25 protein-coding genes are annotated in these 26,101 nt (G+C 67.4%); 17 read left to right on the top strand and 8 right to left on the bottom strand.

All coding sequences use genetic code 11. From position 1 onward, the window contains the following. Positions 1-43: 43 nt before the first annotated feature. From AAGI91_01775 to AAGI91_01790, 4 genes are all read left to right on the top strand, one after another. Positions 44-2,293: a TonB-dependent receptor gene (locus AAGI91_01775; protein MEM1041333.1), complete on the top strand. Its 2,250-nt coding sequence runs from the start codon at positions 44-46 to the stop codon at positions 2,291-2,293. Between the two features lie 13 nt (positions 2,294-2,306). Then, positions 2,307-3,185: a hypothetical protein gene (locus AAGI91_01780; protein MEM1041334.1), complete on the top strand. Its 879-nt coding sequence runs from the start codon at positions 2,307-2,309 to the stop codon at positions 3,183-3,185. A gap of 104 nt (positions 3,186-3,289) precedes the next feature. Further along, positions 3,290-4,012 carry a DUF3047 domain-containing protein gene (locus tag AAGI91_01785; protein MEM1041335.1) on the top strand — a complete coding sequence of 241 codons (723 nt, stop codon included), beginning with the start codon at positions 3,290-3,292 and terminating at the stop codon, positions 4,010-4,012. Positions 4,013-4,131: 119 nt separating this feature from the next. Beyond that, positions 4,132-5,895, top strand: coding sequence for a tetratricopeptide repeat protein (locus tag AAGI91_01790; GenBank protein ID MEM1041336.1), 1,764 nt, complete (start codon positions 4,132-4,134; stop codon positions 5,893-5,895). A gap of 25 nt (positions 5,896-5,920) precedes the next feature. Here AAGI91_01790 and lpdA read toward each other — a convergent pair whose 3' ends face one another. Together lpdA and AAGI91_01800 are read right to left on the bottom strand one after the other, a co-directional pair. Continuing rightward, positions 5,921-7,378: a dihydrolipoyl dehydrogenase gene (gene lpdA / locus AAGI91_01795; protein ID MEM1041337.1), complete on the bottom strand. Its 1,458-nt coding sequence runs from the start codon at positions 7,376-7,378 to the stop codon at positions 5,921-5,923. A gap of 108 nt (positions 7,379-7,486) precedes the next feature. Next, positions 7,487-7,846 (bottom strand): EutN/CcmL family microcompartment protein, encoded by a 360-nt coding sequence (locus AAGI91_01800; GenBank protein MEM1041338.1) that lies wholly within the window; start codon positions 7,844-7,846, stop codon positions 7,487-7,489. Between the two features lie 212 nt (positions 7,847-8,058). Between AAGI91_01800 and AAGI91_01805 the strand changes: the two genes are divergently transcribed. After that, positions 8,059-8,253, top strand: coding sequence for a type II toxin-antitoxin system Phd/YefM family antitoxin (locus tag AAGI91_01805; protein MEM1041339.1), 195 nt, complete (start codon positions 8,059-8,061; stop codon positions 8,251-8,253). Positions 8,254-8,293: 40 nt separating this feature from the next. Here AAGI91_01805 and AAGI91_01810 read toward each other — a convergent pair whose 3' ends face one another. After that, positions 8,294-10,108, bottom strand: a complete 1,815-nt coding sequence (locus AAGI91_01810) for an AAA family ATPase (GenBank protein MEM1041340.1) — start codon at positions 10,106-10,108, stop codon at positions 8,294-8,296. Positions 10,109-10,348: 240 nt separating this feature from the next. Here AAGI91_01810 and AAGI91_01815 point away from each other — a divergent pair, with 240 nt between their 5' ends. Genes AAGI91_01815 through AAGI91_01825 form a run of 3 tightly spaced genes read left to right on the top strand, consistent with a single transcriptional unit; the run spans position 10,349 to position 11,797 of the window. Continuing rightward, positions 10,349-11,116 (top strand): class I SAM-dependent methyltransferase, encoded by a 768-nt coding sequence (locus tag AAGI91_01815; GenBank protein ID MEM1041341.1) that lies wholly within the window; start codon positions 10,349-10,351, stop codon positions 11,114-11,116. Positions 11,117-11,135: 19 nt separating this feature from the next. Next, entirely contained in the window at positions 11,136-11,564 is a 429-nt protein-coding gene (locus AAGI91_01820) for a putative toxin-antitoxin system toxin component, PIN family (GenBank protein ID MEM1041342.1), read from the top strand. Further along, the gene (locus tag AAGI91_01825) at positions 11,561-11,797 is read left to right on the top strand and encodes a toxin-antitoxin system HicB family antitoxin (protein ID MEM1041343.1); all 237 of its coding nucleotides are present in this window, start codon (positions 11,561-11,563) and stop codon (positions 11,795-11,797) included. The genes AAGI91_01820 and AAGI91_01825 overlap by 4 nt, the downstream gene beginning before the upstream one ends. Positions 11,798-12,489: 692 nt before the next feature. On the opposite strand, the gene AAGI91_01830 is transcribed toward AAGI91_01825, so the two are convergent. From AAGI91_01830 to AAGI91_01840, 3 genes are all read right to left on the bottom strand, one after another. Beyond that, positions 12,490-12,654, bottom strand: coding sequence for a hypothetical protein (locus tag AAGI91_01830; GenBank protein MEM1041344.1), 165 nt, complete (start codon positions 12,652-12,654; stop codon positions 12,490-12,492). 24 nt (positions 12,655-12,678) lie between these two features. After that, complete coding sequence (locus AAGI91_01835) at positions 12,679-12,879, bottom strand: hypothetical protein (GenBank protein MEM1041345.1); 201 nt, start codon at positions 12,877-12,879, stop codon at positions 12,679-12,681. Positions 12,880-12,951: 72 nt separating this feature from the next. Next, complete coding sequence (locus AAGI91_01840; protein ID MEM1041346.1) at positions 12,952-14,025, bottom strand: class I fructose-bisphosphate aldolase; 1,074 nt, start codon at positions 14,023-14,025, stop codon at positions 12,952-12,954. A gap of 164 nt (positions 14,026-14,189) precedes the next feature. Here AAGI91_01840 and AAGI91_01845 point away from each other — a divergent pair, with 164 nt between their 5' ends. After that, the gene (locus AAGI91_01845) at positions 14,190-15,362 is read left to right on the top strand and encodes an ATP-binding protein (protein MEM1041347.1); all 1,173 of its coding nucleotides are present in this window, start codon (positions 14,190-14,192) and stop codon (positions 15,360-15,362) included. A gap of 4 nt (positions 15,363-15,366) precedes the next feature. Then, positions 15,367-16,065, top strand: a complete 699-nt coding sequence (locus AAGI91_01850; protein MEM1041348.1) for a DUF3226 domain-containing protein — start codon at positions 15,367-15,369, stop codon at positions 16,063-16,065. Here the strand turns inward: AAGI91_01850 and AAGI91_01855 are convergent. Further along, positions 16,062-17,126, bottom strand: coding sequence for an FAD-dependent oxidoreductase (locus tag AAGI91_01855; GenBank protein MEM1041349.1), 1,065 nt, complete (start codon positions 17,124-17,126; stop codon positions 16,062-16,064). The two genes, AAGI91_01850 and AAGI91_01855, sit on opposite strands and share 4 nt — an antisense overlap. A 58-nt stretch (positions 17,127-17,184) precedes the next feature. On the opposite strand from AAGI91_01855, the gene thiO reads away from it, so the two are divergent. From thiO to thiD, 5 genes are all read left to right on the top strand, one after another. Continuing rightward, positions 17,185-18,369 (top strand): glycine oxidase ThiO, encoded by a 1,185-nt coding sequence (gene thiO / locus AAGI91_01860; GenBank protein ID MEM1041350.1) that lies wholly within the window; start codon positions 17,185-17,187, stop codon positions 18,367-18,369. Continuing rightward, positions 18,369-18,593 (top strand): sulfur carrier protein ThiS, encoded by a 225-nt coding sequence (thiS, locus tag AAGI91_01865; GenBank protein MEM1041351.1) that lies wholly within the window; start codon positions 18,369-18,371, stop codon positions 18,591-18,593. Before thiO ends, thiS begins: the two co-directional genes overlap by 1 nt. 93 nt (positions 18,594-18,686) lie before the next feature. Continuing rightward, positions 18,687-19,457 carry a thiazole synthase gene (locus AAGI91_01870; GenBank protein ID MEM1041352.1) on the top strand — a complete coding sequence of 257 codons (771 nt, stop codon included), beginning with the start codon at positions 18,687-18,689 and terminating at the stop codon, positions 19,455-19,457. Continuing rightward, the gene (locus AAGI91_01875) at positions 19,454-20,104 is read left to right on the top strand and encodes a thiamine phosphate synthase (protein ID MEM1041353.1); all 651 of its coding nucleotides are present in this window, start codon (positions 19,454-19,456) and stop codon (positions 20,102-20,104) included. Before AAGI91_01870 ends, AAGI91_01875 begins: the two co-directional genes overlap by 4 nt. Further along, the gene (thiD, locus tag AAGI91_01880; protein ID MEM1041354.1) at positions 20,101-20,931 is read left to right on the top strand and encodes a bifunctional hydroxymethylpyrimidine kinase/phosphomethylpyrimidine kinase; all 831 of its coding nucleotides are present in this window, start codon (positions 20,101-20,103) and stop codon (positions 20,929-20,931) included. The genes AAGI91_01875 and thiD overlap by 4 nt, the downstream gene beginning before the upstream one ends. Before the next feature lies 1 nt (position 20,932). Here the strand turns inward: thiD and AAGI91_01885 are convergent, their stop codons facing one another. Beyond that, positions 20,933-22,777 (bottom strand): fasciclin domain-containing protein, encoded by a 1,845-nt coding sequence (locus AAGI91_01885; GenBank protein MEM1041355.1) that lies wholly within the window; start codon positions 22,775-22,777, stop codon positions 20,933-20,935. Between the two features lie 186 nt (positions 22,778-22,963). Between AAGI91_01885 and AAGI91_01890 the strand changes: the two genes are divergently transcribed. Beyond that, on the top strand, positions 22,964-25,225 hold the full coding sequence (locus AAGI91_01890) for a TonB-dependent receptor (GenBank protein ID MEM1041356.1): 2,262 nt from the start codon (positions 22,964-22,966) through the stop codon (positions 25,223-25,225). Further along, the gene (locus AAGI91_01895) at positions 25,225-26,097 is read left to right on the top strand and encodes a hypothetical protein (protein ID MEM1041357.1); all 873 of its coding nucleotides are present in this window, start codon (positions 25,225-25,227) and stop codon (positions 26,095-26,097) included. Before AAGI91_01890 ends, AAGI91_01895 begins: the two co-directional genes overlap by 1 nt. The last annotated feature ends 4 nt before the right edge of the window (positions 26,098-26,101 follow it).

The following is a 26,101-nucleotide window of genomic DNA, read 5'->3' on the forward strand; positions in this document are numbered from 1 at the left end:
AGGCCGGAGCATGGTACTTTGCGAGGTCTATCCTCCGCTGCCTGTGCCCCGCGTGCGCGCCTTCCGCTACCTCCTGCCGGTACTCCTCGCCCTGCTCGGGGGCGCGGCGAGCCAGGCCCAACCGGCTGCCGTCCGGGGGTTCGTCGTCGACGCCGAGGATGGCTTGGCGCTACCAGGGGCGAGCGTGACGCTGGAATCCCTCGGCGACGGGCCGACGCTCGGGACGGCCGCCGACGGCGACGGGCTCTACGTCCTCGCGCGCTTCCCGCCGGGCCGCTACCGCCTCCGCGCCTCGTTCGTGGGGTACGAAGCCTACGCCGACACGCTCGCCTTCGCCGCCGGGGAGAACCGGCTCCATGACATCGCGCTCCAACCTACCGACGCCCTCCTCGACGAACTCGTCGTCGAGACCGAGCGGGCCGGCTTCCAGGCCGGCCTCCGGCCTATCGAGGCGGCCGACATCGAGCGTGTCCCGATGCCCGACGTCTCGGGCGACCTCGCAGCCTACCTCACCACACTCCCCGGCGTCGTCACGACGGGGGAGAGCGGAGGCCAGTTCTTCGTCCGCGGTGGCGAGCCGAGCCAGAACCTTGTCCTCCTCGATGGCATCCCGCTCTACCAGCCGTTCCACATCCTGGGCTTCTACTCTGCCTTCCCGGCCGACCTCGTCCGCCGAGCCGACCTCTACGCCGGCGGCTTCGGCGGGCGCTTCGGCGGGCGGCTCTCGTCCGTGCTCGACGTGGCATCGCGCAACGGCAGTGCGCGGCGCGTAGCGGCCTCGGCGAGCGCGGCCCCGTTCGTGAGCGGGGGGCAGGCAGAGTTTCCACTCGTCCGTGACCGGGTGTCGGTGCTGGCCTCGGGGCGCGTCTCCGTCATCGAGCAGGGGGCCGCGCGGCTCGTCGGCGAGCCGCTCCCGTACCAGTTCGGCGACGTGTTTGCCAAAGTCCACGCCCGGCTCGTGGCGAACTCGCAGCTTTCGGTGACCGGCCTCCACACATGGGACCGAGGGACGATCCGCGACGCGGTACCCGGCCAGCCGCCGCCGCCCGAGATCGCCTGGCGCAACCTCGGGGTGGGCGCGCGCTACCTCTTCCTTCCCGGCCTCAGCCCGATCCGCGGGGAGATCACGGTCGCCGTCTCGCGCCTCGACACCGAACTCGGCCCGCCCGGCCTGACGTTCCCCGAGCGGGAGTCGTTCGTCGAGAAGTGGACGAGCCGGATGGAGGTCACGCAGTACGGCCGGACGACCCAGGTGCGCAGCGGGATCTTCGCTGGGACGACGCGCCTCCAGAGCCGGCTCGGCCCTGGGGTCGACGAGCGGCGCGTCCTCACCGACGCCGGGCTGTACGTCGAGCCCGAGTTCCAGGTCGGGCGCGGCCTGACGGTGACGCCGGGGCTGCGCGTCCATACCTTCCCGAGCCTGGGCGAGACCTTCGCCGAGCCGCGCCTGCGTGCGCGCTGGCAGCGCGGCCGCCACGAGGTCAGCCTCGCCGGCGGGTGGTACCACCAGGAGGTCGTCGGCGTCAGCGACCGGCGCGACGCGGCCGGCGTGTTCACGGCCTGGACGCCGACCCCGTCGGGCGAGGTCGCCGGGGCGGTCCACGCCCTCGCCGGGTACCGCGTCCTCCCCGCGCCCGGCCTCACGCTCTCCGTCGAGGGCTACCTCAAGTGGCTCTCGGGCCTCTCGGTCGCCGAGTGGACGGCCTACCCGCGCTTCACGACCAACCTCCAGCCTGCCGACGGCCGGGCCCAGGGTCTGGAGGTCCGCGCCGAAGCCCGGCGGGGCACGCTCTACGGCTCGCTCGCCTACAGCCTCGGCTCGGTCCGCTACACCGCGCAGCAAGCTCAGATTCCCGTCTGGTACGGCGTCGAGACGCTCGACTACCGCCCGACCCACGACCGCCGCCACCAGGTGAGCGCCCTCGTGAGCGCGCGCATTGCCGGGTTCGACCTCGCGGCGCGGTGGCAGTTCGGGAGCGGGCTGCCCTTCAGCCGCGCCCTCGGGTTCGACCGGTGGATCCTCCTCGACGGCGGCGTGGACGTCTTCGAGACGCCGGCCGCCGACCGGGTGATCTACGAGCAGCCGTTCAACGCCGTCCTGCCGGCCTACCACCGGCTCGACCTCTCCGTCGAACGCCGGTTCGACCTCCGCGCGGCCGACCTCACGGTCCACGCCGGACTCGTCAACGCCTACGACCGCGCCAACCTGTTCTACTACGACGTGTTCACGCTCCGCCGGGCAGACCAGCTCCCGCTCCTCCCATCGTTCGGCCTCCGCCTCGACGTCGACTAGCCCACGCTCGGCTATGCCCGTGCTGCACCGACTCTTCCTGCTCCTCGCCACCGTCGCGCTCGCGGCCTGCGACGAGACGATTGCGCCTACGGTGGGGACGGAGCGCCCGTTCACGCTCCTCGGCCACCTCGATCCCACGGCGGACACCCAGGCCGTCCGTGTCATCGCCGTCGCCGAGACGATCGACGCGCTCGGCCCCGAGACGATAGACGCGGCGGTGACCTCGACGCACCTCGCGAGCGGCGAGACGCGCGCTTGGCGAGACTCCCTCGTCCAGTACGACAACGGTACCCAGGGCCACGTTTTCTTCGCGCCCTTCCGCGCCGATCACGAAGCCGCCTACCGCCTCGACGTGACGCGCTCCGACGGAGCGACCACCGCGGCCGCCGTGACGGTCCCGCCGCTGACCGCGCTCGACTCGCTCCCGCGCGCGATCGTCGATGCAAGCCCTGCCTACGTCGTCGGCGTGCAGGCCGCGCCCCGGCTCTCTGGCATTGAGGCGCGCTACACGTTCATCGGCGACGTTCCGCGCTTCCAGGTCGTCCGCCACACGAGCCTCGCCGAGCGCGTCCCCGGCGGGTGGCGCGTCGCCATCCCGTTCGTCTCCGACGTGCGGCGGCTCATCGCCACCTCGGCGTCCGGGCAGGTCGGGCTGCTCGCCTTCGAGGTCAGCGTGTTCGTCTCGGACGAGACGTGGAACGTCGACGACGCAGGCGGTGTGTTCGACCCCGAGGTGCTCGTCGAGCCGGGGACGTTCTCGAACGTGGAGAACGGGTTCGGCTTCTTCGGGGCCGGCTACCGGCTTAGCCGCTCCTTCGTCCCGACCTCGCAGGACCAACTCAGCGCCGGCCTGTGTCTGCTCGATGAGACGAGGGCAGCATGCCGGGAGTAGGAACAAAGAGTGAACAAAACGTGAGCACTCTCCACCGAACACGCTAGGCATGGCGGAAGTTGGAGAGGCTGATCTACACCTGCCTCACTACCGGTCCCGCTACGATGCACACTCGACTCGCCGCGCTCCTCTTCGCCACGATCATGCTCGTCGCCGCAGGCTGGGCTGCTGCTACCATCACCGTTGGCAACTTCGCCCAGGGCACGCCCGGAGACCTGCCCGACGGGTGGGAGCCGATGGAACTCGGCGACGCCGACCGCAGCACCTACGCCCTCGTCCGCGACGGCGACACGACCGTGCTGGAGGCCAACGCCGACGACTCCGCCTCCGGCCTCATCCGCCGCCTCAACCTGCCGACCGAGCAGTTTCCCATCCTCGAATGGCGGTGGAAGGCCGAGAATGTCCTCGCTGACGGCGACATCAGCCGCAAGGACGGCGACGACTACCCGGCGCGCATCTACATCACCTTCGACTACGACGTGGGCAACCTGTCGTTCGGCGAGCGGCTCAAGTACCGGGCGATCAACGCCCTCGTCCCCGGCGATATCCCGATCCGCGCCCTTACCTACGTCTGGGCCAACAAGGCCGGCGAGACGCAGATCGTCCCCAACGCCTACACAGACTGGGTGATGATGGTACCGGTGCAGAGCGGCCCGGCGGGCCTCGGCACCTGGCAGAACGAGCGGCGCAACATCGCCGAGGACTACCGCCGCGCCTTCGGCGAAGAGCCGCCGCCGATCTCCGGCATCGCGGTGATGACCGACGCCGACAACACCGGCGGCCAGGCGAAGGCCTACTACGGCAATATCCTGCTCAAGAAGGAGTAGCGCGCCACGATCATTCGCGGCATCCACGAGGTGGGGCGGGTCTAAGGCGGGTAGTGGAGAGAAGGCCCACGTTTCAACACCGGGACCGGTAGCTTAGGGTGTCCAGAAATGCCAGCTCGATGCCCAAGAACCTTGCCGCATACAACGTATTTATCGCCTCGCCTGGTGAGTTGAACGCAGAGCGCCGTGCGTTCCGCGATGTGCTTCAGAAGTACAACGAGCAGGAAGCCAACGCGCGTGGTGTGCACTTCATCCCTGTCGGATGGGAGGTGAATCCAGGTGGGGTGGGGCGTCCGCAGCGCCTCATCAACGAACAGGTCCGCGCGTGCGATTTTTTCGTCCTGCTGCTCTGGGACCGGTGGGGGACGCCGCCTGCCGACCCCGGCACAGACGAGTATCGCGGGTACACCTCCGGCACCGAAGAGGAATACAACGTAGCGACCGAGTGCTTGCAGGATGCGGGCGACGACATGCGCGACATCTTCTGCTGCTTCAAGGCCGTAGACCCGAAGCAGCTCAGCGACCCCGGCCAGCAGCTTCAGCGGGTGCTCAACTTCAAGAAGCAGGTAGAGCGAGACCTGCTGTATCGGGAGTTCGACGAGCTAGACGGGTTTAAAGACGCGCTCCGAACCAAGCTCGGCGCTTGGTTGCGCGGTCACGAGGGCGGCGGGCCAAAGAAGGAGCATTCCACGCCACCGGATCCCGATGCCGAGCCGCCAGCGGAACCGACACAGCCTGAACCGACCGACACCGCAGAACTCGTAGAGCGGGCACAGCGCCATGCCGATGCTGGAGAGTTGGTGGAGGCCGAGGCGCTGTTCGCCCGCGCGGTCGTTCGTGGGGATGGCCCCGATGCCATCAATACCTATGGCCTCTTTCTCAGGAGAATTGGGAGGCTGGCGCAGGCCGAAGCGATGTTCGAGCGAGTGATCGAGCTAGGCGAGGAGAGTGGGGACCAAAGTGTGCTCGCAATGGGGTACAGTAACCTCGGCGTCGTGCTCCAGACGCGCGGGGACCTCGGCGGTGCGGAGGCGATGCACCGGAAGGCACTGGAGATCGACGAGCAGCTAGGTAGCCTTGAGGGAATGGCGATCAACTACGGCAACCTCGGCCTCGTGCTCCAGACACGCGGGGACCTCGATGGTGCGGAGGCGATGCACCGGAGGAGACTGAAGATCGACGAGCAGTCAGGCAGCCTCGAAGGCATGGCGAACCACTACGGCAACCTCGGCAACATCCTTAAGACGCGGGGCGACCTCGACGGGGCAGAGGCAATGTACCGGAGGAGCCTAGAAATCGACGAGCAGCTAGGCAGCCTTGAAGGCATGGCTATCCAATACGGAAACCTCGGCGTCGTGCTTAGCGAGCGGGGCGATCTTGACGGTGCGGAGGCGATGTACCGGAAGGCGCTGAAACTCGATGAGCAGTTAGGTCGGCTCGAAGGTATCGCAAGCAACTACGGTAATCTGGGTCTTGTGCTCCGTGCTCGGGGTGACCTTGACGGTGCGGAGGCGATGTACCGGAAGGCGCTGGAACTCGATGAGCGTCTCGGTCGCCCCGAAGGCATGGCGAGCGACTACGGCAACCTCGGCAACGTGCTCAAGGCGCGTGGGGACCTCGACGGTGCGGAGGCGATGTACCGGAAGGCGCTGGAACTCGATGAGCGTCTCGGTCGCCCCGAAGGCATGGCGAACCACTACGGCAGTCTCGGCGTCGTGCTCCAGACACGGAGCGACTTCGACGGGGCACGGGATTACTGGAAACAGGCGTTGGCGCTTTACCGGCAGATCGGTATACCGGACAAGGTAGAGATGGTCCAAGGTTGGCTCGCCGACCTCGACGCAGACGACGAAGCCCCCGGCGCAGCGAGCACCGGGGGCTGAGAGCCGGTAGCCGAAAGCCAACAGCCTACATGTTGATCGGCATGCCGTAGGCGGCGCGGGTAGCTTCCATCACGGCCTCGGAGAGCGTCGGGTGCGGGTGCATGGCCGACATCACCTCGTGGGCCGTCGTCTCCAGCGTCCGCGCCGTCACCGCCTCGGCGATCATCTCGGTCGCCTCGTGGCCGATGATGTGGCAGCCGAGCCACTCATCGTACTTGGCGTCGAAGACGACCTTGACGAAGCCCGTCGTGTCGCCAATCGCGGCGGCCTTACCGGAGGCGCTGAACGGGAATTTGCCGACCTTCACCTCGTAGCCTGCCTCCTTCGCGGCCTCCTCGGTGTAGCCGACGGATCCGATCTGCGGCTGGCAGTAGGTGCAGCCGGGGACGTTGTTGTAGTCGACCGGGTGCGGATGGACCTCGGTGTTGCCCGCCTCCTGCGCGATCTTCTCGACGCAGGTGATGCCCTCGTGGCTGGCGACGTGCGCGAGCCACGGCGCGCCGATCACGTCGCCGATCGCGTAGATGCCGTCGACGCCCGTGCGGAAGAACTCGTCCACCTGGATCGCCCCGCGCTCGACCTTCACGCCGACCTCCTCGAGCCCGATCCCCTCGACGTTGCCGACCACGCCGACGGCCGAGAGCACCTGGTCGAACTCCAGCGTCTCCTTGCCTTTCTTGGTCGTCAGCGTCGCCTTGACCTTCTTGCCCTTCGTGTTGACCTCATCGAGCTGGACGCCGGTCATGATCGTGATGCCCATCTTCTTGTAGGTCCGCTCCAACTCCTTCGACACGTCCCTGTCCTCGACGGGCACGAGCCGGTCCTGCACCTCGACGATCGTCACGTCGGTCCCCATGTGGTGGTACACGTAGGCGAACTCGACCCCGATCGCGCCGGCCCCGACGATCAGGAGCGACTCCGGCCGCTCGGTCTGGAGCATCGCCTCCTTGTAGTCGACCACCTTCTTGCCGTCGACTGGGAGCGGCGGGATCTCGCGGGCGCGGGCACCGGTGGCGATGATGATGTGCTTCGCCTCGACCTCGCCCTTCTCGCCGACGGTTTCGCCGTCCATCGTCTCCGAGGGCTCGACGGCGATTTTGCCGCCGCCCTTGAGGGTGGCCTTGCCCATGATGACGTCGACCTTGTTCTTCTTCATGAGAAACTGGACACCCTTGTTCATCTTGTCTGCCACGCCGCGCGAGCGCTGGACGACCGCCGCGAAGTCCGGCGTGCCGAACGAGGCGTCGGCTCCGTCGCCGCCGAAGCTCAGGCCGTAGTCGCCGAGGTGGTTCAGCTGGGCCATGATCTCGGCACTCTTGAGGAGCGCCTTCGTCGGGATGCAGCCGATGTTGAGGCAGACGCCGCCGAGCTTGTTCTTCTCGATGACGGCCGTCTTGAAGCCGAGCTGAGTGGCGCGGATCGCGGTCTCGTAGCCGCCGGGGCCGGAGCCGATGACGACGATGTCGTAGGAGGGGGTAGCCATAGTGCAGGGCGTCTAGGTGAGGGGCACGCCGGAAGATAGCCGCGTGCGGCGATTTGTAACCGACGCTCTCGGCGCAGTTCACCCGCGCGATCCGATCCTGCTCAAACTTCACACGGTGCCGCCGATAACCGACCAGTCGTCGACTACGCCGATGACGATGACATTAGCCGGTACGCTGCCTGACGAGTTGTCCCCCATGAGTTGTGCCACTACCGCGCCTTCTCTCGCCACGATCACCGCGTCGCCCACACCGGCGTCGAAGCCAGGGTCGAGTGCGAGCCACTCCGCGGTCCCGACCAGCACCCCCTCCGTATCTACACGCCGAACGACGAGTAATGTAGACGGGCATAAAGAGATGCTCTTTTGGGTAGATACGACTGTTCCAGTTACGCGGCAAAGGAGCATTATGGGGAGGGGATAGGCGTGGGGAGTATAAGTGTCAAGATGAACATATGTGCAGTCGTCCATCGAGAGCTACCGTGCACTGCGCGTGATGCGGCGAAGCTAAATTCTTTCTCATACAGCCACATGGGCTGCCTGAGTAATCTTTCCTGCTCATGGAAACTAGTACTAGAACACTAGCTGTGGTAGTTTAGATGTACCGTAAACGCGCAGCGCGATTTCGCAGCCTCAGCCGGAAACGCGGTGCACACCATCCCCCCACCCTATCCTGAAACGAGATGTACAGCACCGAAGGCATCGAAGCCGTCGCCACGATCACAGAGCTCCGCTCGGACACCTCTGGACTCGTGGAGCAGGCCAAGAAAATGAAGAGCGGTATCCTCATCCAGAAGAACAACGACCCGTATGCCGTATTGATCTCCTACGATCTATACAAAACCCTGATCGCGCTGCGCGACAAGAAGAAAAAATAGCGGGCCGCGCAAATACACACGCAGCGTAGTCGCGCGGCGCTTATCGGTCCCCGATGAGTGCCTTGAGTTCTTCCACGCGCCGGACAATCTGCTCGCGCTCCAGTTCCCGGTAGCGCTCCGGCAGCATCGCCCGGCTCGTGCATTCGAGCACCGCGACGAGGGCCTGGAGTTCGACCTGCAGCGGGTACGTCGGCGGGATGAAGTCGTCCACAACGTCCTGCACGATCTCCGGGGTCACCTCGGCCTTTTTGCGTCCGTCGGTCTCGGCGGCAGCGCGGAACTTGGCGCGGGTGAAGAGCGCCTCCATGTCGGCCCCGCTGAGCGTGCGCTCGCCGTTGAGGAGCGTGTGGGGCACGCCGTCCACCGGGAGCGCGACGCCGGTGCGCTTCATCATGACCTCCAGCAGCTCCTCGCGCGCCTCGCGCGTGGATGGGTAGAAGAGCGCGATGTGCTCCTCGGCGCGGCCCTGCCGCTTGAGGTCGACCGGCATCAGGTCCGGTCGGGCGGTGACGAGGAACCAGATGATCCGGCCCCGGTAGCGCGTGTCGCTCATCGCCTGGGCGATCTGCCCGAAGACGCGCGACGAGACCCCGCTGTCGCCGGAGGCGTTGCGGTCGCCGAGCGCGGCGTCGGCCTCGTCGATCATCACCGCGACCGGGTTCATCGCCCGGAGCAGGTTGAGGATCTTTTCGAGGTTGCCCTCGGTGACGCCCTGCCACTGGCTGCGGAAGTTCTTGAGCTTCACCATCGGAATTCCGATCTCGCCCGAGAAGCAGGTGATCAGAAACGTTTTGCCGGTCCCGACCGGTCCGGCGATGAGGTAGCCCATCGGCATCACGTCCGGGCGGCCCTGGCGGATGGCGCGGGCGGCGTCGCGGAGATGGGCCTTCGCCTCGCCGTGCCCGGCCACGAGGTCGAGCGTAAAGTCGGTGTGGACAAATTCGAGCAGCCCGTAGGCCTCGGCCTCGATCAGCTCTTTCTTACGCTCGGTCAGGCGCTCGAAGGTGAGGCGGCGGCCGTTTTCGAGCACGTCGGCCAGGATCGTCCGAAGCTGGACGAACCCGAGCCCGGCGGTATTCGAGGCGAGGGCGGTCTGACTGACCTCGCTCCGCTTTTTGAACGCCGCGCTGCGCCCGTCGCGGAGCATCCAGCGGACGAACCCCTTGCGCCCGGCCTCGTCCGGGAGGTCGATCTGGATCTCCTCGGTGTAGGGACTCTGGATGAGCTGCCGGTTGAGGTCGTTCAGGTTCTCGGCGACGAGGACGAGCGTGAAGTCGGCCTTGAGGAGGTGCGGGTCGTGGCTCCAGCGCTGGAGGAAGACGAGCGCGTTGCGGTCCTCGGACGAGTAGCTCGCCGCCTCGGCCATCGGGACGATCGTCTCGGCGTAGTCGACGAGGCAGGCGATGCGCTTGCCGTCGGCGATGCGGAGGCGGAAGTAGTTGTCGAGGACGGAGAAGACGCGGACCGGGTCCTTCGGGAGCTTCTTCGCGTACTCGGTCCCGAAGATGGTGTCGTAGCCCGAGAGTGCCCGGTTGAAGTCGGCCTGGCTGGCCTTGTCGCCGAAGTGGATGCCGGAGGAGCGGTCGTAGAAGAGCACGATGTCGCGCCCGGCGAAGAGGTCGCGCGCGAGGAACTCGCGGAGCGGGACGAACGCCTGCTCCCCGTCGGCCTCCTCGGCCGGGACGAGGTCGCGGACGTTGCCGTGTAGGACGAACTGGTTGATCGTCTTGGTGAAGTAGCGCCGGGCGAGCGTCTTGGCCCAGGTGGGGTAATGCGCGATGTAGGTTTCAAGGCTGTCGGCCGCACCGTTCGTGGTGCTGCCGTCGCCGCCTGCGGAGGTCTGGGTGGTCGCCATCGAGTCGGGGAGAGAGAAGCGGAGTCGAGAGAGCAGAGGAGGGAATATAACGGGCTACCCGGGCAGCGAGCGGCTGCCGGCAGGCTGCCGACGGACGGCACCGAGAGCAGACAATCAGGCCCCGTGCGTGAGGTACGGCGAAGTGCCTGTTGCACCGGACTGCCGGGCGGCGGCGTATGTTGCGTCACCGCTCCAACAACCTCGAACGAGGGCGCAACGCGCTGCGTCCCCACGGGTGCCATGATCCATCACGCTGCCCTGCTCGTCGCTGTTCTGCTGCTCACGCCCGGTTGCGGGCCGGACACGGCCGAGGACCTCGCCCGCGCAGCGCCTGCGGAGGCGGCTAGTGCGGCGGACGAGGTGCCGCGCGACACGACGGTCTACACCGTGGGCTCGGCCAGCCGCGACGGAATCGGCGTCTTCTACATGGGCCGCGAGATATCCCAGGTGATGGGGCACCGGGGCGCGGCCTGGCTCGAGCGCTCGGACCGCGCCGAGACCGAGCAGCCCGACCGCGTCGTGGATTCACTTGGCCTCGCGCCGGACGACGTGGTGGCGGACATCGGAGCGGGGACGGGCTACTTCGCCTTCCGCATCGCGGACCGCGTGCCCGAAGGCGGGGTCTACGCCGTCGACATTCAGCCCGAGATGCTGGGCATCATCGAGGCCCGCGCCGCGCAGGCCGGGCGCGACAACGTCGTGCCGGTGCAGGGCTACATCGACGATCCCAACCTGCCCGACGGCGAGGTCGATGCGGTGCTGATCGTCGACGCGTACCACGAGTTCTCGCACCCGCGCGAGATGATGCAGGGCATCGTCCGGTCGCTCCGCCCCGGCGGACGCGTCGTCCTGATCGAGTACCGAGGCGAGGACCCGACGGTCCCGATCAAGCCGCTCCACAAGATGACCGAGGCGCAGGTCCGGCTTGAGCTGGAAGCTGTTGGGCTGCGGCACGTCGAGACCAAAGGCTTCCTGCCCCGGCAGCACTTCCTGGTGTTCGAGAAGTGAACAGGCTGAGTCGCTTCCGATGAGCACGCCGCAGATCGTCCTTGACACGAACGTCATCGTCAGCGCGCAACGGTCTCGGCGCGGTGCGTCGTCCAAGCTGGTGTCGCTCGTCGGGACAGGTGCGTTCGACATACACCTCGCCGTGCCGCTCGCGCTGGAGTATGAAGCGGTGCTGGCGCGTCAGCGAGAGGAGTTGGGTCTTTCGCAGGAGGATGTCGGCGATGTGGTGGACGCGCTGTGTGCGCTCGCCGTCCCGCACCGGATCTACTTTTCGTGGCGACCGTACCTACGCGACGCTGGCGACGAGCACGTGTTGGAACTTGCCGTCGCTGCCGGGTGCGACTACATCGTCACATACGACCGGAGAGACTTCGTCGGAGCCGAGCAGTTCGGTGTTGGCGTGATCGATCCCAGAGCTTTCCTCCAAAAGATCGGAGCAGTGCCATGAACACGCTTAGCCTGAACATTCCGCGTTCGCTTCAGGAGCAGGTCGAAGCGCTGGCTGCTCGAGAGGGGGTGTCGGTCGGCGAGTTTGTCGCGCTCGCGCTCGCGGAAAAGGTGGCGTCGCTGGCGACGGCGGGCTACCTCGCCGAGCGTGCCAAGCACGGGAGCCGAGAGAAGCTACTCGCGGTGTTGGCGAAAGCCCCAGACGTGGAGCCGGGCGAAGAAGACCGGCTGTAAGCGGCAAAGGCTGCGGTGGGTCAAGATGAAAGGCTTTCTGCCCTGCCAGCACTTCCTCGTATTTGAGAAAGGCTCTTAGAGCCACTAGGCCGTTATCCACGACGCGGCGTACTGCTGCATGAGCGAGTCGCGCGTGATTAGCAGCAGCCCCTTCCCTTGTCGTTAACGGTGATGGCCAATAGGATAAGAGATAGTATTACTCTACTGGTGGGAGGCTTAGGGTCACTTCTGCTTCTCCTGTGGATGGCCTACAGGTTAGTGTCGGTTATTTTTGTTCATACAACCGGTGATAGCATAGATGGATTGGTTATAAGCAAGGAGGATACAGGAGGAAGAATAAATATTAGAGTCGAGTACATTGTAGACGATAAAAGATACGTTAATAAATTAAGATTGGCTTATGATATCGGAGTGAGAACAGAAGTGGGAGACACTATCGCGCTCAAGTATACCAGGGCGCTACCAGGTACGGTCCTGGCTAGCGAGGGTGATGTGCAACTGGGCTTATACATTTGGTTGGCCACTGTGATGGCCTTCTGTGTGCCGGGGCTGTGGCGGGCTGGAAAAGTCTTGAAGGTCCTGAGAGATCATCGCTCTGGATCATGACCTGGACTCCAGACTCTCATAGCACTTCGCCTGAGTATGCTCACTACCCAGTGCCTCGAGGTGACTGAACTCAGAACAGCGGCCCATCAGATTTGAGTGTACCCGTAACCAGAACGGGATGCTGTGCTGACGAAGACCGCGTGGCGGGCGCCCTGAATAGCCTCGCGGGTGTCATCCGAAAGGCGCTCCGGCGCGTCGAGGCTCCAGAGCAGTACACGAGTGTCCAGCAGGAAGCGGGTCGGCTCAGCCATCAGCCGGCTCGATGGCTGAGGCTACTATTGCACTCGCCATGCGCGGACGTCGGGAGCGTCCGAGGGGAAGGCCCGCGCTTTGAGCACACGGGCGATGCGCTGCCGCTCCTGAGGCGACAGGCTACGGTGCTGCGCCCGGTCCCACGCCGCTGCATCCTCAAAGCTGTCGGACTTGTGCACGACCCGTTCGATGGCGCGCGTCCGGGATGTTCTGGTGTCAGCCATGGGGGTCAAAGAGAAAGGCAGCCGGTGCAAATCAAACCGGCTGCCTTTTGGCCTAGTTCCAGTTTCAGGCTCTTACGCCACCGTCACGTCGTCGTTGAGGTAGACGTCCTGGATCGTGTTGAGGAGCTTGACGCCTTCGGCCATCGGGCGCTGGAACGCTTTGCGGCCGGAGATGAGGCCCATCCCGCCGGCGCGCTTGTTGATAACGGCCGTGCGGGCGGCCTGGGCGAAGTCGTCTTTGCCGGAGCCGCCGCCGGAGTTGATCAGCCCGGCGCGGCCCATGTAGCCGTTGGCGACCTGGTAGCGCGTGAGGTCGATGGGGTGGTCGCTCGCGAGCTCGGTGTAGATCCGCTCGTCGAGCTTGCCGTAGCTGCTGTCGCCCGAGTTGAGCGCCTTGTAGCCGCCGTTCGAGGTCGGCTGCTTCTGCTTCAGGATGTCGGCTTCGAGCGTCGCGCCGATGTGGTTGGCCTGCCCGGTGAGGTCGGCGCTGTTCTCGTGGTTGGTGCCGTCGACGGTGAAGCCCTCGTTGCGGAGGTAGCACCACAGGACAGTCGCCATGCCGAGTTCGTGGGCGCGGGCGAAGGCCTCGGAGACCTCCACGATCTGCCGGTTCGAGCCGTCGCTGCCGAAGTAGATCGTCGCCCCGACCGCGACGCAGCCCATCTCGTACGCCTGCTCCACTTGGGCAAACATGATCTGGTCGTACGTGTTGGGGTAGGTCAACAGCTCGTTGTGGTTGAGCTTGAGCAGCATCGGGATTTTGTGGGCGTATTTCCGCGCGACGGCTCCGAGCGCGCCGTAGGTCGTCGCGACGGCATTGCAGCCGCCCTCGATGGCGAGTTCGACGATCTTGGCCGGGTCGAAGTAGTCCGGGTTCTTGGCGAAGCTCGCGCCGCCGGCGTGCTCGATGCCCTGGTCGACGGGGAGGATCGAGAGGTAGCCCGTCCCGCCGAGGCGGCCGTGGTCGTACATCGCCTGGAGCGAGCGCAGCACCGGGATCGAGCGGTCAGACTCGCGCCAGACACGGTCCACGAAGTCGGGGCCGGGAAGGTAGAGCCGGTCCTTCGAGATGGCCGGGGTCGAAAAGCCGAGGAGGTCGTCGGCTTCGTCGCCGAGGAGGTCTTCGAGGTGCGCGGTGTCAGCCATGATAAATCGGGGGTGAGAAGCAGCGGTGCGAGAGCGCATAAAGTACGCATTGGCCTATTCGGCGGGTTAGCGCGGCGGCTGAACTTCAAGCGGAATCCGTGTGGGGGCTGTCCGAGTCGAGGGCGCTATATTTAGCCGAGCGACGCACCGCACTGCCCTTAGCCATGTCCGACTTGCTGCTCGACAGCCTGCTCATCGAGAACTTCCGTGCCTTCAAGCGGCTGGAGGTGAAGGAGCTTGGCCGGGTCAACCTGATCGTCGGGAAGAACAACGTCGGGAAGACGGCCCTGCTCGAAGCACTCTGGTTGTATGCTGCGCGAGGGGCGCAGCACGTTCTGGCTGAGGTTGTTCGGCGGCGAGACGAAGTAGCTTTTTTATCTGCGCGGCTTCGTCCTGAGGAGCCTTTTGATTGGACGCAGGCCATTTCAAGTCTGCGTTATGGAAGGCCTTCTCCTGCTGAACTACCTGATGTCGGGCAGAACCACGATGCTTACAGCTCGATCGATGAGAGGCAACTTTTCTCCGTAGGCTCTGCCTATGCTACCTCGACTGCCGTGCATTTCACACTCGAGATGCCCAGGGTAGGATTGAGTATTCACGATCCCGCTTATCAAAAAGAGATGTGGTTCGGGGCAGTAAATCCCGAATGGTTGGCTGGTCAGAATGAGCGTTACCCTCTCGCGGGAAGCCTAGCGAAAGCACTAGGAGCGCGTCCGCCGCATTCAATGGTCCCTCACTATTTTGTGCCGTCATCAGGGCTGAGTCTCTCTAAACTGAGTCTCGCCTGGAAGGAGGTTGTGCTAGCAGGCAGAAAGGATGTGGCTCGGAGGGCAATTCGCAAGATCGACGGTAGTATAAAAGATATAGACTTTGTATCGGCTGCTGACGTATTCGATAGGGAAAGCGATAGAGATATAGAGTTGTCTCTCATTCCGATATGCCAGCGCGAGAACGAGGTCGTGCCAGTTCCGCTGAGGAGCATGGGAGAGGGTATGGATCGCCTGCTTGGACTGGGTCTTGCTATCGTAGTAGCAGATGGAAGAAACGGGGGGATACTGCTGGTAGATGAGATCGAGAACGGACTTCACTACTCGGTGCAGCCGGACATGTGGCGGCTGGTCTTTGAGACGGCGGCAAAGCTCAACGTGCAGGTTTTCGCCACAACGCACAGCCTCGACTGCATCCGGGCGTTCCAGGCGGTGGCCGAGGAGCACCCGGAGGAGGGGCGGCTGATCAGCCTGCGGCGGAAGCAGGACGCGCCGGATGAGATCGTAGCCATCGAGTTCGACGAGCAGGGCATGGAATCCATTGTGCGCTCCCACATCGAAGTCCGCTGAGACGATGGCGCATCGGTTCCGTCTGCTCGTGGAAGGCCAAGACGACTGGCACGTCCTGAGTAACTTGCTGAACGAGCACGGGGTCGAGGCATGGCGTGTCAGGCCGAGTAGCCGGGAAGACATCGGCGACAAGATCGCGGTCGAGGCAGCGGGAGGGGAAGAAGACGCCAAGAAGGGTGGGGTTGATAGGCTGCTTAAGGACCTGGCATTCCAACTCCAGCAGAGCGACCAGGAGCGGGTCGGGATCGTCGTCGATGCTGACGAGAACCTTGCAGCACGGTGGCAAGCGGTATGCACTCGAATCGGACGTGCAGGCAATGTGGACCTACCGGGGGCACCCGATCCAGCCGGTACGGTCGTCACGCTGGAGCAGCCGGACCGAACGCTGGTGGTCGGCGTCTGGCTGATGCCGGACAACACAGATGACGGCATGATCGAGGACTTTCTGCGCTTCCTGGTCCCGGAAGGTGACGCTCTGCTGCCTCGTGCCGAACGCTGCCTTGAAGCCATCCCAGAGAACGAGCGACTCTTCGCGCAGGGAGACGCAGACCACACCTCGAAGGCGCTCATGCATACGTGGCTAGCGTGGCAAGACGAGCCGGGGCGACCGCTCGGGCAAGCCGTTACGCATCGCTACCTCGATGCTCAAGCGCCCCGTGCGCTGGCTTTCGTCGAGTGGGCGAAGCGCCTGTTCGGCCGCTAACGCGGCACTCGAACCTCTGGTGGAATCCGCGTGGGGTCTGCGAGGTAGTCGGGGAGGTGCCGAACGAGGAGGGGAACCGTGAGCAAGCCCTTCGACCCGAGTCCGCTGAACACCCACACGCGCCGATGGCCCAGCGGCCCGAGGAGCGGGAGCCGGCGCGGCGAGTGGGTGCGCGGAACGGTCACCCGGACGCCCGCCCGTGCGCCGAGAATCGCGGCGTCGGCGAGGGCCGGGAGCATCTGCGCTGCCTTCGCCCGCAGCGCTTCGGACTGTGCCCGGTGCGGCTCAACGTCGTCGAAGGTGTGCTCGTACGAACTGCCGACGATGAGCGCGCTCCCATCCGGCACGACGTAGCCGAAGCCGGAGAGTGCGGGGAGGTCGACGAGGCCGTCGGGCCGGGCGAGGCGGATCGTCTGGCCTTTGATGCGGTGGAGCGGAAGCGCGCTGAGCGGGGAGAAATGCCGGAACCCGTCGCCCAGAGCAAGCATGAGGTGGTGAGCGTCGATCCGCTCGCCGGTGACCATCGTCACTGAGACGGCGCGCTCGGTCTCGGTCCAGCCCGTCACGCGCATGCCGGTGCGGACCGCCGCCCCGCGCGCCTCGGCCGCCCGGAGCAGCACCGTCACCATCTCGGCGAGATCGACGGACCCACCGCCGGGAACCCACAGCGCACCGTGCGGAGCAGCGACGTCGGGGTACTTGGCGGCGAGCGTGTCGGGCGAGTGCCAGGCGGCGTGCTCCGGCAGCGCCTCGGCGCGGGTGCGGAAGTGGTGCGCCTGCGCTTCGTCGCGGGCGGGACGGAGCACGCCGGTGGCGCGGAACAGGTCGGTAGCGCCCGCGAGGGCGAGCGTCTCGTGGAGGGCAGCCAGCGCCTCCTCGAAGCGCCACGCCGGGTTCGCCCGCTGGCCCATCATCGGGTTGACGAGACCTGCCGCCGCGCCGGATGCGCCCGCCGCCGGTCGCTCGGCTTCGAGGACGGTCACCGCACCGCCGTGCTCGGCGAGCCACAGCGCCGCCGACGCCCCAGCGAGTCCTGCTCCGACGATCACGGTGCGCAGCATACGGCCTTTGTCAGTTGTTCGTGGATACGGTCGGCGGCAGCGGGGTACAACCGAACCTATGACTGCTACCCCTCCACCTTCAACCGAGGTCGCCGTCGTCGGCGGCGGCGTGGTCGGCCTCGCCCTCGCGTGGCGGCTCGCCGAGCGGGGCCGCCGCGTGACGGTGCTGGAGCGCGAGGCTGTCGGGCGCGGGGCCTCCTACGCGGCGGCCGGGATGCTTGCGCCCGCCGCCGAGATTCAGTTCGAGGAAGCCGACCTCTACCGGCTCGGTCGGGAGAGCCTGCGCCGCTGGCCCGCCTTCGCCCGCGACCTCGAAGCCGCGAGCGGGATCGGCGTGGACTACCGCGGTGAGGGCACCCTCGTCGTCGCCGACGACCGCGACGCGGCCGAGGCGCTGCGGCGGCTCTACCGGTTCCAGCAGGACCACGGCGTGCCCGTCGAGTGGCTGACTGGGGCCGAGGCGCGCGAAATCGAACCCATGCTCTCGCCTCGTCTCGCAGCCGCCGTCCACTCGCCCGAGGACCACCAGGTGGACAACCGGCGGGTGCTGGAGGCCCTGCGCGTCGCCGCCGAACGCGCCGGCGTGACGGTCCGGGAGCAGACACCGGTGCGGGCCGTCGAGCCCAACGCAACGCGTCCCGCTGTCGTTACCGGCGAGGGCGAGCGCATCGAGGCGTCGGCCGTGGTGCTCGCCGCCGGGGCGTGGGTGCGCAGCATCGACGGCATCGAGCCGGCACCGCCGGTGCGCCCGGTGAAAGGGCAGATGCTGTCGCTGCAGATGGAGCGTCCGTTCGAGTTGCGCCACGTCGTGCGCGGGCCGGACGCCTACCTCGTCCCGAAGTCCGACGGCCGCCTCGTCGTCGGCGCGACGAGCGAGGAGCAGGGGTTCGACACGGCGCTGACGGCGGGGGGGCTGTACCGCCTGCTCGAAGCGGCCGTCGAGGTCGTTCCTGGGATCGAAGAACTGAAGGTGACCGAGACGTGGGCGGGGCTGCGGCCCGCGAGCCGGGACCACGCGCCGCTGATCGGGACGGCCGCGCCGGGCGTTGTCCTCGCTGCCGGGCACTACCGGCACGGCGTCCTCCTCACGCCCGTCACAGCCGCCGAGCTCGCGCTCGACATAGACAGCGCCCTCGCGGAAACCACAGAACGCGGAGCATCCGGGTACTCTGTGCCCGAAACCTCCGAATGGCTCGCCCCGTTTGCCCCGGCCCGCTTCGACCCCGCTTTCCCCGACTCCTGATGTCCACTGACACCCTCATCCCGATCACCGTCAACGGCGAGGCGCGCGACGTGCCCGCCGGGCTCGCGCTGCCGGACCTGCTGCGCCACCTCGACCTCGACCCGGAGCAGCCGGGCATCGCCGTCGCCGTCGGCCAGACCGTCGTCCGCCGCGCCGTGTGGCCGGAGACGCCGGTCGAAGCCGGCGACGAAGTCGAGATCATCACCGCCACACAAGGAGGCTAGGGCGTGACGAGCGACGAACGACAAGCGACGAATGGGCGTCATCCCGTAGGGGCGCGGCATGCCGCGCCCGCTGTCGCCGAGCCGGCCGAGGACCTGCTCAAGATCGGACCCCTTGCGCTGCGCTCCCGCGTGCTGGTCGGGACGAGCCGGTACCCGAGCCCGCAGGTCATGCTCGGCGCCCTCGAGGCGTCCGGCACGGAGCTCGTCACGGTCTCGATCCGCCGCGTGAACCTCGCCGACACCGACGGCGAGAGCCTCCTCGGGCTGCTCCGCGCGCGCGGCTACCACCTCCTCCCGAACACGGCGGGTTGCTACACCGCCCGCGAGGCCGTCCTCACCGCCGGGCTCGCCCGCGAGGCGCTGGAGACGGACCTCGTCAAGCTCGAAGTCATCGGCGACGACGAGACCCTCTACCCGGACGTGGAGCAGCTTCTGAAAGCGGCGAAGCAGCTCGTAGACGACGGCTTCCACGTCCTCGCCTACGCGGGCGACGACCCCATCACCTGCCGCAAGCTGGCCGACCTCGGCTGCGCCGCCGTGATGCCGCTCGCCGCGCCCATCGGCAGCGGGATGGGCCTCGTCAACCCGTACGCACTCCGCATCATCCGCGAGCTGCTGCCCGACGTGCCGCTCCTCGTCGACGCCGGGATCGGGACGGCGAGCGATGCGGCGCGGGCGATGGAACTCGGCTACGACGGCGTCCTCCTCAACACGGCGATCTCGGGGGCCGAGCGGCCTGCGCTGATGGCTGCCGCCATTCGCCACGCGGTCGAGGCCGGGCGGCTCGCGCACCTCGCCGGGCGGATCCCGCACCGCCTCTACGCGAAGGCTTCGTCGCCCGCCGACGGGCGGATCGGCGTGTGACAGCGGGCAGCGGACAGAGGACCGCCGACGGCGAGCGTCGCGCCCTGCCGCGCCTCGTGCTGATCGCCGACGGGTTTACGAGCGAGGCGGTGCAGCGGCAGGTCCTCGAAGCCGTGCAGGCGGGGCGGCTGTGGCTGCACCTGCGCGACCACGCAGCGTCCGACGAGGCGTTCGCCCAGGCAGCCCACGCGCTGGCAGCGCAGGTGCGAGCTGTTCGGCCTGGGACGCTCGTCTCCGTCAACACCCGCACCGAAGTAGCTCGGCCGCTTGGGGTCGGGCTCCACGTCGGCACGCGCGGGCCGTCGGTCGCCGAGGCGCGACGTCGGCACCCCGGTGCGCTGCTGAGCTACGCTGCCCACACGCCCAGCGAGGCGCGAGCCGCCGCCGAGCAGGGTGCCGACGCCGTGCTCTTCAGCCCGATCTTTCCGACGACGAGCAAGCCCGGCCACCTCGGCATCGGCCTCGAAGCCCTGGCGGCGTGCTGCGCGGCGGTGCCGGACACGCCCGTCTTCGCGCTCGGCGGGATCACCCCGGCGCGTGCCGCGTCGTGTCTCAGCGCCGGGGCCTACGGCGTCGCCGTGCTCTCCGGCATCCTTCGCGCACCTGACCCCGCTGCTGCTACCGCCCTCTACCTCGACGCGCTATGACTCCCGAACCTCACCCCAAACCGCTCGCCCTCACCATTGCCGGCAGCGACTCCGGCGGCGGGGCCGGTATCCAGGCCGACATCAAGGCGATGGAGGCCAACGGCGTCTTCGCCGCGAGCGTGATCGCCGCCGTCACCGCGCAAAACACGAAGGCCGTCACCGCCGCCTTCGACCTCCCGCTCGGCATCATCGAAGCCCAGCTCGACGCCGTCGCCGACGACTTCGACTTCGGCGCGGTCAAGACGGGCATGCTCTCCTCGGCGGCGATCATCGACCTCGTGGCGCGGAAGGTTCAGGAGTACGGCTCCGGGACGCGTCCCCTCGGCCCGCTCGTCGTGGACCCGGTGATGATCTCGAAGAGCGGCTTCGCCCTGCTGAAGCCCGACGCCGTCGAGGCGATGAAGCACCGCCTGATCCCGCTCGCCGCGCTCGTCACCCCGAACACGCACGAGGCCGAGCGCCTGGCCGACACGGAAATCCGCACCCTCGACGACGCTGAGGCGGCCGCGCGGTCCATCGCCGCGCTCGGGGCCGGTGCCGTCCTCGTCAAAGGCGGCCACCTCGACGGTGAGGCGGACGCGGTCGACGTGCTCTTCGACGGCGCGGAGATGCACCACCTCCGCGCCGAGCGGATCGACACGCCGCACACGCACGGGACGGGCTGCACCTACGCTTCGGCGATTGCCGCACACCTGGCGCGCGGCGCGGCGCTGACCGAGGCCGTAGAGCGGGCGAAGGCCTATGTCACCGAGGCGATCCGCCACGGCCTCCCCATCGGCGGCGGCCACGGCCCGACGAACCACTTCTTCGCCCTCGCCGAAGCCTGACCTACTCCGGGAGGTCCAGGACGCTCCCGACCGAGTGGATCACGCCGTTCGTCGCAAACTGGTTGGCAGTGACTCCCAGTGTGCAGTCCACTAGGTTAATGCCTATTTCCTCGCCAGTGTCCGGGTCAAAGATCGGAACCTCTGTGCAGTTGAGACGGACTATGCCAGCACCGGGATAAACGCGGAGGTCCGGCCCCCCCAGCGTAGGCAGGCGGAAGAACAGAGAGTCGGGTATGGTAGGCGTGACGGTCGAGTCGATCAAGTCACGGATCTCGTAGAGGCCCGGGACGATGTGGTACTCCATGGTGCGACGCCGCGTCGAGGAGGGGAGGATCACCCCGTTGAAGGCTACGTCGGTGGGGGCAAACACGGTATAGGGACCCTCGCCGCGCGGGTCTTCGCCGCGCAGTAGGGGTGTCAGCCCCGCGCTACGCATCGTGTTGAGGAAGCTGTAGAGTGCGCCGAAGACCGCCCGCTCTTCAAGGTCGAGATCAGGGGGAAGAATGAACGGGGAGATCGAGTAGATCAGCCCGTTGCGGGTCTCGATGGGAGGGATCGTGACCTCGCCGCGCCCGCCGACGAAGACGCGCGTGCCCCCCACGTCGTCGAGGGTCTGGACCTGGAGGCTGTAGTCGCCCAGCGTGGTGAGCGGGGTCGAGCGCATCATCAGGTCGTCGGGCTCTAGGCGGCCCGGGACGACGTGGTACTGCGCCGTGCGAAGCTGCAGGTCGGCGCGGAGTTGGAGTTCGTCTATGAACGGCTCGCCGAGCGGTTCGAGCGCGGGGTCGGTGGGGACGAAGAGGGTGAACGTCTCGTCGCTGCCGAGCGTGCCGAGCAGGCCGGCGTTGCCGAAGACGTCGTAGAAGTCCATCAGCTGGGGCTCGATCTGCAGCCGCTCGGCGAGGCTGAGGTGGCTCAGCACGACCGTGTCGAGGAGGTAGATCAGCCCGTCGATGGCCTCGACCGCCTCGATGATGACGCGCGCCTCGCCGACGAACGTCAGTCCGCCCTCGGCCCGGACCGGGAGCGGCTCCCCGTCGAGCGGTTCGAGCACGACGCCGTCTTCGAGGTCGTCTGCTTGGAGTCGGCCCGGCAGGACGTGGTGGCGGAGGATCGTGCCGAGGACGCTTCGGTTGCCGAAGCGCTCGAGCGTCTGGAGTCGCGCCGGGCCGAGGGCGTCGAAGGCGCTGTTGATCGGGACGAGGAGCGTGCGCGGCTCGCCGGAGGCCACGAGGCCGTTCAGGTCGGCCACGTCCAGGAAGTCCGCGAAGTCGCTCAGCAGGGGCGTCACGCGCAGGCGCTCGGCGAGCGTCAGGTGGTCGCGCACGAGGTCGCCCAGCAGGTGCACCACCCCGTTGCCGGCCTCGACGCTGGTCTCGGCGACGAGGCCGCCGCCGACGGTGACCGTCCGGTCCTCGTCGTCGTCTCCGTCTTCGACGCGCACCTCCAGCGGGGGGCCATCGAGCGGTTCGAGCACCTGGCCGTCCTGGAGGTCGGCCAGCAGGATCCGCCCGGGGACGAGGTGGCGCCGCAGCAGCTTGGTCAGCACGTCCTGGTTGACGGTGCGGCCGAGGAGTCCGATCATGTCCTCGCCCAGGCCGTTCAGGGCCTCGTTGGTCGGCGCGAAGAACGTCAGGTCACCGCTGCCGGTGCGGAGCGTCGAGGCGAGGTCGAGGTCGTCGATGAGGTCTTCGAGCACCTCCAGGTCTTCCGAGACGGCCACGACCGCGAAGAGGTTGTCGCCGAGTGCTTCTGAATCCGCGTTGTCGCAGCCGGCGACGAAGAGGAGGCCCGCCGCGGCAGTGGCCAACAGGCAGACGAGGAGCAGGCGCGAGACGGCAAACATGACGAGGTCGGAAAGCGGATTCTCAGGGGCGGGTCAACCGCCGGGAGGTTACCGCTTCTGAGTGTAAGATGAAAGGGCGGAATTAGTGGCCCGCCAAATGCCTCGCCTGGCAGCCGTGTCCGGTGTAGATTCCGGCCCCGCGATGTGCGGGCGTCCCACCTTGTGCCTCCCGACCCCCGGCTTGCCATGCCTTACCTCCGTGCTCTGCTGCTGGCGCTCTGCCTCGCCGCGGCAAGCAGCCCTGCGGCGGCGCAGTCGGCCGCGCTGCGCGGCTTCGTGAGCGACGCCGATGACGGGCAGGCGCTGCCGGGCGTGAACGTGGTGCTGGTGGACGCGGCGGGCGAAGTGCGCGGAGCGGCGAGCGACGTGAACGGGTTCTACATCATCCCGTCGCTCGGCGCGGGAGCCTACCAGCTCCGCGCCTCCTACCTCGGCTACGCGCTCTACCAGGACTCGCTCGCCCTCGACCCCGGCGAGGTGCGCCAACTCGACATCGAGATGCGCGTCGGAGATACCGAACTCGACGCCGTGACGGTCGAGTCCGAGCGCACCTCGGGAGCGGCCAACGTGACGGCCGGCCTGCAGCGCATCGGGGTCCGCGACATCGAGCTCGTCCCGACGCCCGACGTCTCGGGCGACCTCGCGAGCTACCTCACGACGGTCCCCGGCGTCGTCACGACCGGCGACCGGGGCGGCCAACTCTTCATCCGGGGCGGCGAGCCAACGCAGAACCAGGTCTTCATCGACGGCATCGCGCTCTACCAGCCGTTCCACGTCCTCGGCTTCTACTCAGCCTTCCCGTCCGACATCCTCACCCGCGCCGACCTCTACGCCGGCGGCTACAGCGCCCAGTTCGGCGGCCAGCTCTCGTCGGTGCTCGACGTGGCGACGCGCAGCGGTAACAAGCGCGCCTTCAACGCCTCAGCGGCCGTCGCCCCGTTCGTCAGCGCCGCCACGATCGAGGGGCCGCTCGCTCCGGGGCGCGCCTCGTTCCTCGGGTCGGCGCGGCTTTCGGTCATCGAGCAGGGGGCTTCGCGGATCGTGGACCAGGAGCTGCCTTACAACTTCGGCGACGTGTTCGGGAAGCTGCACGTCGACATCGGCCAGAGCGGCCAGCTTTCGGTGACGGGGCTCCATACCTGGGACCGGGGCAGCGTCGGCAACCTCGACGCGCCGCAGCCGGACGAGGTCCGCTGGCAGAACACGGCCTTCGGCGGGCGCTACGTCTTCGTGCCGTCCAAGCTGCCGATCCTCGCCGAAGTCCTCGTCACGTCCTCCGGTTTCCAGACGGAACTCGGGCCGCGCGACCCCGCGCCCGGCTCCGCGCCGGACCGGCTCTCCGAGATCAGCCAGTACGGGGCCGAGGTCAACATGACCCAGTACCTCCCCCTGGCTGACATCCACGTCGGGGCGTTTGTGCGGACGACGCGGGTCGAGAGCCGCCTCGGCGGCGCGTTCCAGAACGTATCGACCGACCGCGACTTCGTGACCGAGGCCGGGGCCTACCTCGGGCCGGAGCTGCGCCTCGGCGGCCTCAAGGTCCGACCGGGCCTGCGCTTCACGACGCTCCCCAACCAGAACCAGACCTTCCTCGAACCGCGCCTCCGGGCCGAGTGGCAGATCGGCACGCACCAGCTCAGCGGCGCGGCCGGGCTCTACAACCAGCCCGTGGTCGGCCTCGCCGACCGGCGCGACGCGACGAGCATCTTCACCGCGTGGACGATCGCGCCGCAGGGCCAGACGCCGCAGGCGTTCCACGCGATCACCGGCTACCGGGTCACGCCGACGCCCTGGCTCGACCTCGCAACGGAGGTCTACTACAAGTCGCTCACCGACCTCTCAGTCAGCGAGTTCACGGCGTTCCCCCGGCTGACGACGCGCCTCCAGCCGGCCGAGGGCGAGGTGCTCGGGGCCGACGCCCGCGTCGAGGTCCGCGCAGGGCCCGTCTACGGGTTCGTCAACTACAGCCTCTCCTCGGTCGAGTACACCAGCTCCAGCGAGCGCTACGAGATCTGGTTCGGCGAGGAGACGATCGACTACCGCCCCGGCCACGACCGGCGTCACCAGGTCAACGCCCTCCTCCGCGTGACTGTCGCGGGGTTCGACGTGAGCACCCGCTGGCAGTTCGGCAGCGGCCTCCCATTCAGCAGCCCGCTCGGCTTCGACTCGTTCATCCTGCTCGACGGCGCGTTCGACCCCTACGGGGAGGGGGGGGCGACGCGCGTGGTCTACGACCGCCCGTTCAACGCCGAACTCCCGACCTACCACCGGCTCGACGTGTCGGTGGAGCGCACGTTCGAGCTCGGGCTGCTGAGCCTGACGGCGCAGGTGGGGGCGATCAACGGCTACGACCGGCGCAACCTCTTCGCCTACGACGTCTTCACGCTCCAGCGCGTGGACCAGCTTCCCATCGTGCCCACGTTCGGGATCAAAGCAGCGTTCGACTGATGCCTCGCGCCCTCGCTCCGTCCCTAGTCCTCCTCGCCGCCCTCGCGCTGTCCGGGTGCGCCGACTCCGTCGAGCCGACAACCGACGCGGGACGGCCCTACACGGTCTACGGCGTGCTCGACCCGACAACGGAGACGCAGGCCCTGCGGGTGATCGCCTTCGCGCCCGACCTCAACCCGCAGGCCCCCGGCCCACTCGGGGCTGAGGTGGTCTCGACCAACCTCCAGACCGGCGAGCAGAGGGTCTGGTCCGACTCGGTCGTCACCTTCGAGGGCGGGGGCTCCGGCAACGTCTACAACTCAGGTGCTTTCCGGCCGCTCTACGGCGACAGCTACCGCGTCGAGGCCCGCCGCGACGACGGAGCCGTGACGAGCGCTGTGGTGACGATCCCGCCCTTCGTCGAGCCGCTCCCGTTCGCGCCCGAGAGGACGGTATCGCAGGTCGTCCTGTCGGCGCTCTGGCCGGCGGCCCCCCGCGTGAACGAGGCCCAGGCCGTGTTCGTGATGGACGACGACGACTGCAACCGGATCGTCCAGGCCGTGCCGACCAGCCTGCCGGCGACGCCCTTCGAGTTCGGCTGGACCGTCTCGACGGACTTCCTGACCGACGCCCCGCTCGTGAAGGACCTTTTGGGTCCACGCAACAACGTCGCCCTCGTCTCGGTGCTGCTGCGCGCCGTCGTAGCCAGCGAGGACTGGGTCCCGCTCGGCGGCGCGTTCGACCCCGAAGTGCTCGTGGACCCCAACGCGCTGACAAACGTTGAGGGCGGCTTCGGGTTCGTCGGCGGCGGCTACGTGGCCGAGGCCGAGGTCACGCCCGACGTGACGACCATCATCCAGGCAGGGTACCGGCCGGGCGGCTCGTGCCCTTAGGGCG

Source organism: Bacteroidota bacterium, assembly GCA_038746285.1.
In the GTDB taxonomy this organism is placed as follows: Bacteria; Bacteroidota; Rhodothermia; order Rhodothermales; family JANQRZ01; genus JANQRZ01.

Coding starts and splice junctions, on each gene's coding strand:
- AAGI91_01890 (MEM1041356.1), top strand. CDS start 22,964: ATGCCTTACCTCCGTGCTCTGCTGCTGGCGCTCTGCCTCGCCGCGGCA.
- AAGI91_01850 (MEM1041348.1), top strand. CDS start 15,367: ATGGCGCATCGGTTCCGTCTGCTCGTGGAAGGCCAAGACGACTGGCAC.
- AAGI91_01810 (MEM1041340.1), bottom strand. CDS start 10,108: ATGGCGACCACCCAGACCTCCGCAGGCGGCGACGGCAGCACCACGAAC.
- AAGI91_01790 (MEM1041336.1), top strand. CDS start 4,132: ATGCCCAAGAACCTTGCCGCATACAACGTATTTATCGCCTCGCCTGGT.
- AAGI91_01825 (MEM1041343.1), top strand. CDS start 11,561: ATGAACACGCTTAGCCTGAACATTCCGCGTTCGCTTCAGGAGCAGGTC.
- AAGI91_01815 (MEM1041341.1), top strand. CDS start 10,349: ATGATCCATCACGCTGCCCTGCTCGTCGCTGTTCTGCTGCTCACGCCC.
- AAGI91_01835 (MEM1041345.1), bottom strand. CDS start 12,879: ATGGCTGACACCAGAACATCCCGGACGCGCGCCATCGAACGGGTCGTG.
- AAGI91_01885 (MEM1041355.1), bottom strand. CDS start 22,777: ATGTTTGCCGTCTCGCGCCTGCTCCTCGTCTGCCTGTTGGCCACTGCC.
- thiS (MEM1041351.1), top strand. CDS start 18,369: ATGTCCACTGACACCCTCATCCCGATCACCGTCAACGGCGAGGCGCGC.
- AAGI91_01805 (MEM1041339.1), top strand. CDS start 8,059: ATGTACAGCACCGAAGGCATCGAAGCCGTCGCCACGATCACAGAGCTC.
- AAGI91_01800 (MEM1041338.1), bottom strand. CDS start 7,846: ATGGACGACTGCACATATGTTCATCTTGACACTTATACTCCCCACGCC.
- thiD (MEM1041354.1), top strand. CDS start 20,101: ATGACTCCCGAACCTCACCCCAAACCGCTCGCCCTCACCATTGCCGGC.
- AAGI91_01820 (MEM1041342.1), top strand. CDS start 11,136: ATGAGCACGCCGCAGATCGTCCTTGACACGAACGTCATCGTCAGCGCG.
- AAGI91_01895 (MEM1041357.1), top strand. CDS start 25,225: ATGCCTCGCGCCCTCGCTCCGTCCCTAGTCCTCCTCGCCGCCCTCGCG.
- AAGI91_01780 (MEM1041334.1), top strand. CDS start 2,307: ATGCCCGTGCTGCACCGACTCTTCCTGCTCCTCGCCACCGTCGCGCTC.
- AAGI91_01830 (MEM1041344.1), bottom strand. CDS start 12,654: ATGGCTGAGCCGACCCGCTTCCTGCTGGACACTCGTGTACTGCTCTGG.
- AAGI91_01785 (MEM1041335.1), top strand. CDS start 3,290: ATGCACACTCGACTCGCCGCGCTCCTCTTCGCCACGATCATGCTCGTC.
- AAGI91_01840 (MEM1041346.1), bottom strand. CDS start 14,025: ATGGCTGACACCGCGCACCTCGAAGACCTCCTCGGCGACGAAGCCGAC.
- lpdA (MEM1041337.1), bottom strand. CDS start 7,378: ATGGCTACCCCCTCCTACGACATCGTCGTCATCGGCTCCGGCCCCGGC.
- thiO (MEM1041350.1), top strand. CDS start 17,185: ATGACTGCTACCCCTCCACCTTCAACCGAGGTCGCCGTCGTCGGCGGC.
- AAGI91_01845 (MEM1041347.1), top strand. CDS start 14,190: ATGTCCGACTTGCTGCTCGACAGCCTGCTCATCGAGAACTTCCGTGCC.
- AAGI91_01855 (MEM1041349.1), bottom strand. CDS start 17,126: ATGCTGCGCACCGTGATCGTCGGAGCAGGACTCGCTGGGGCGTCGGCG.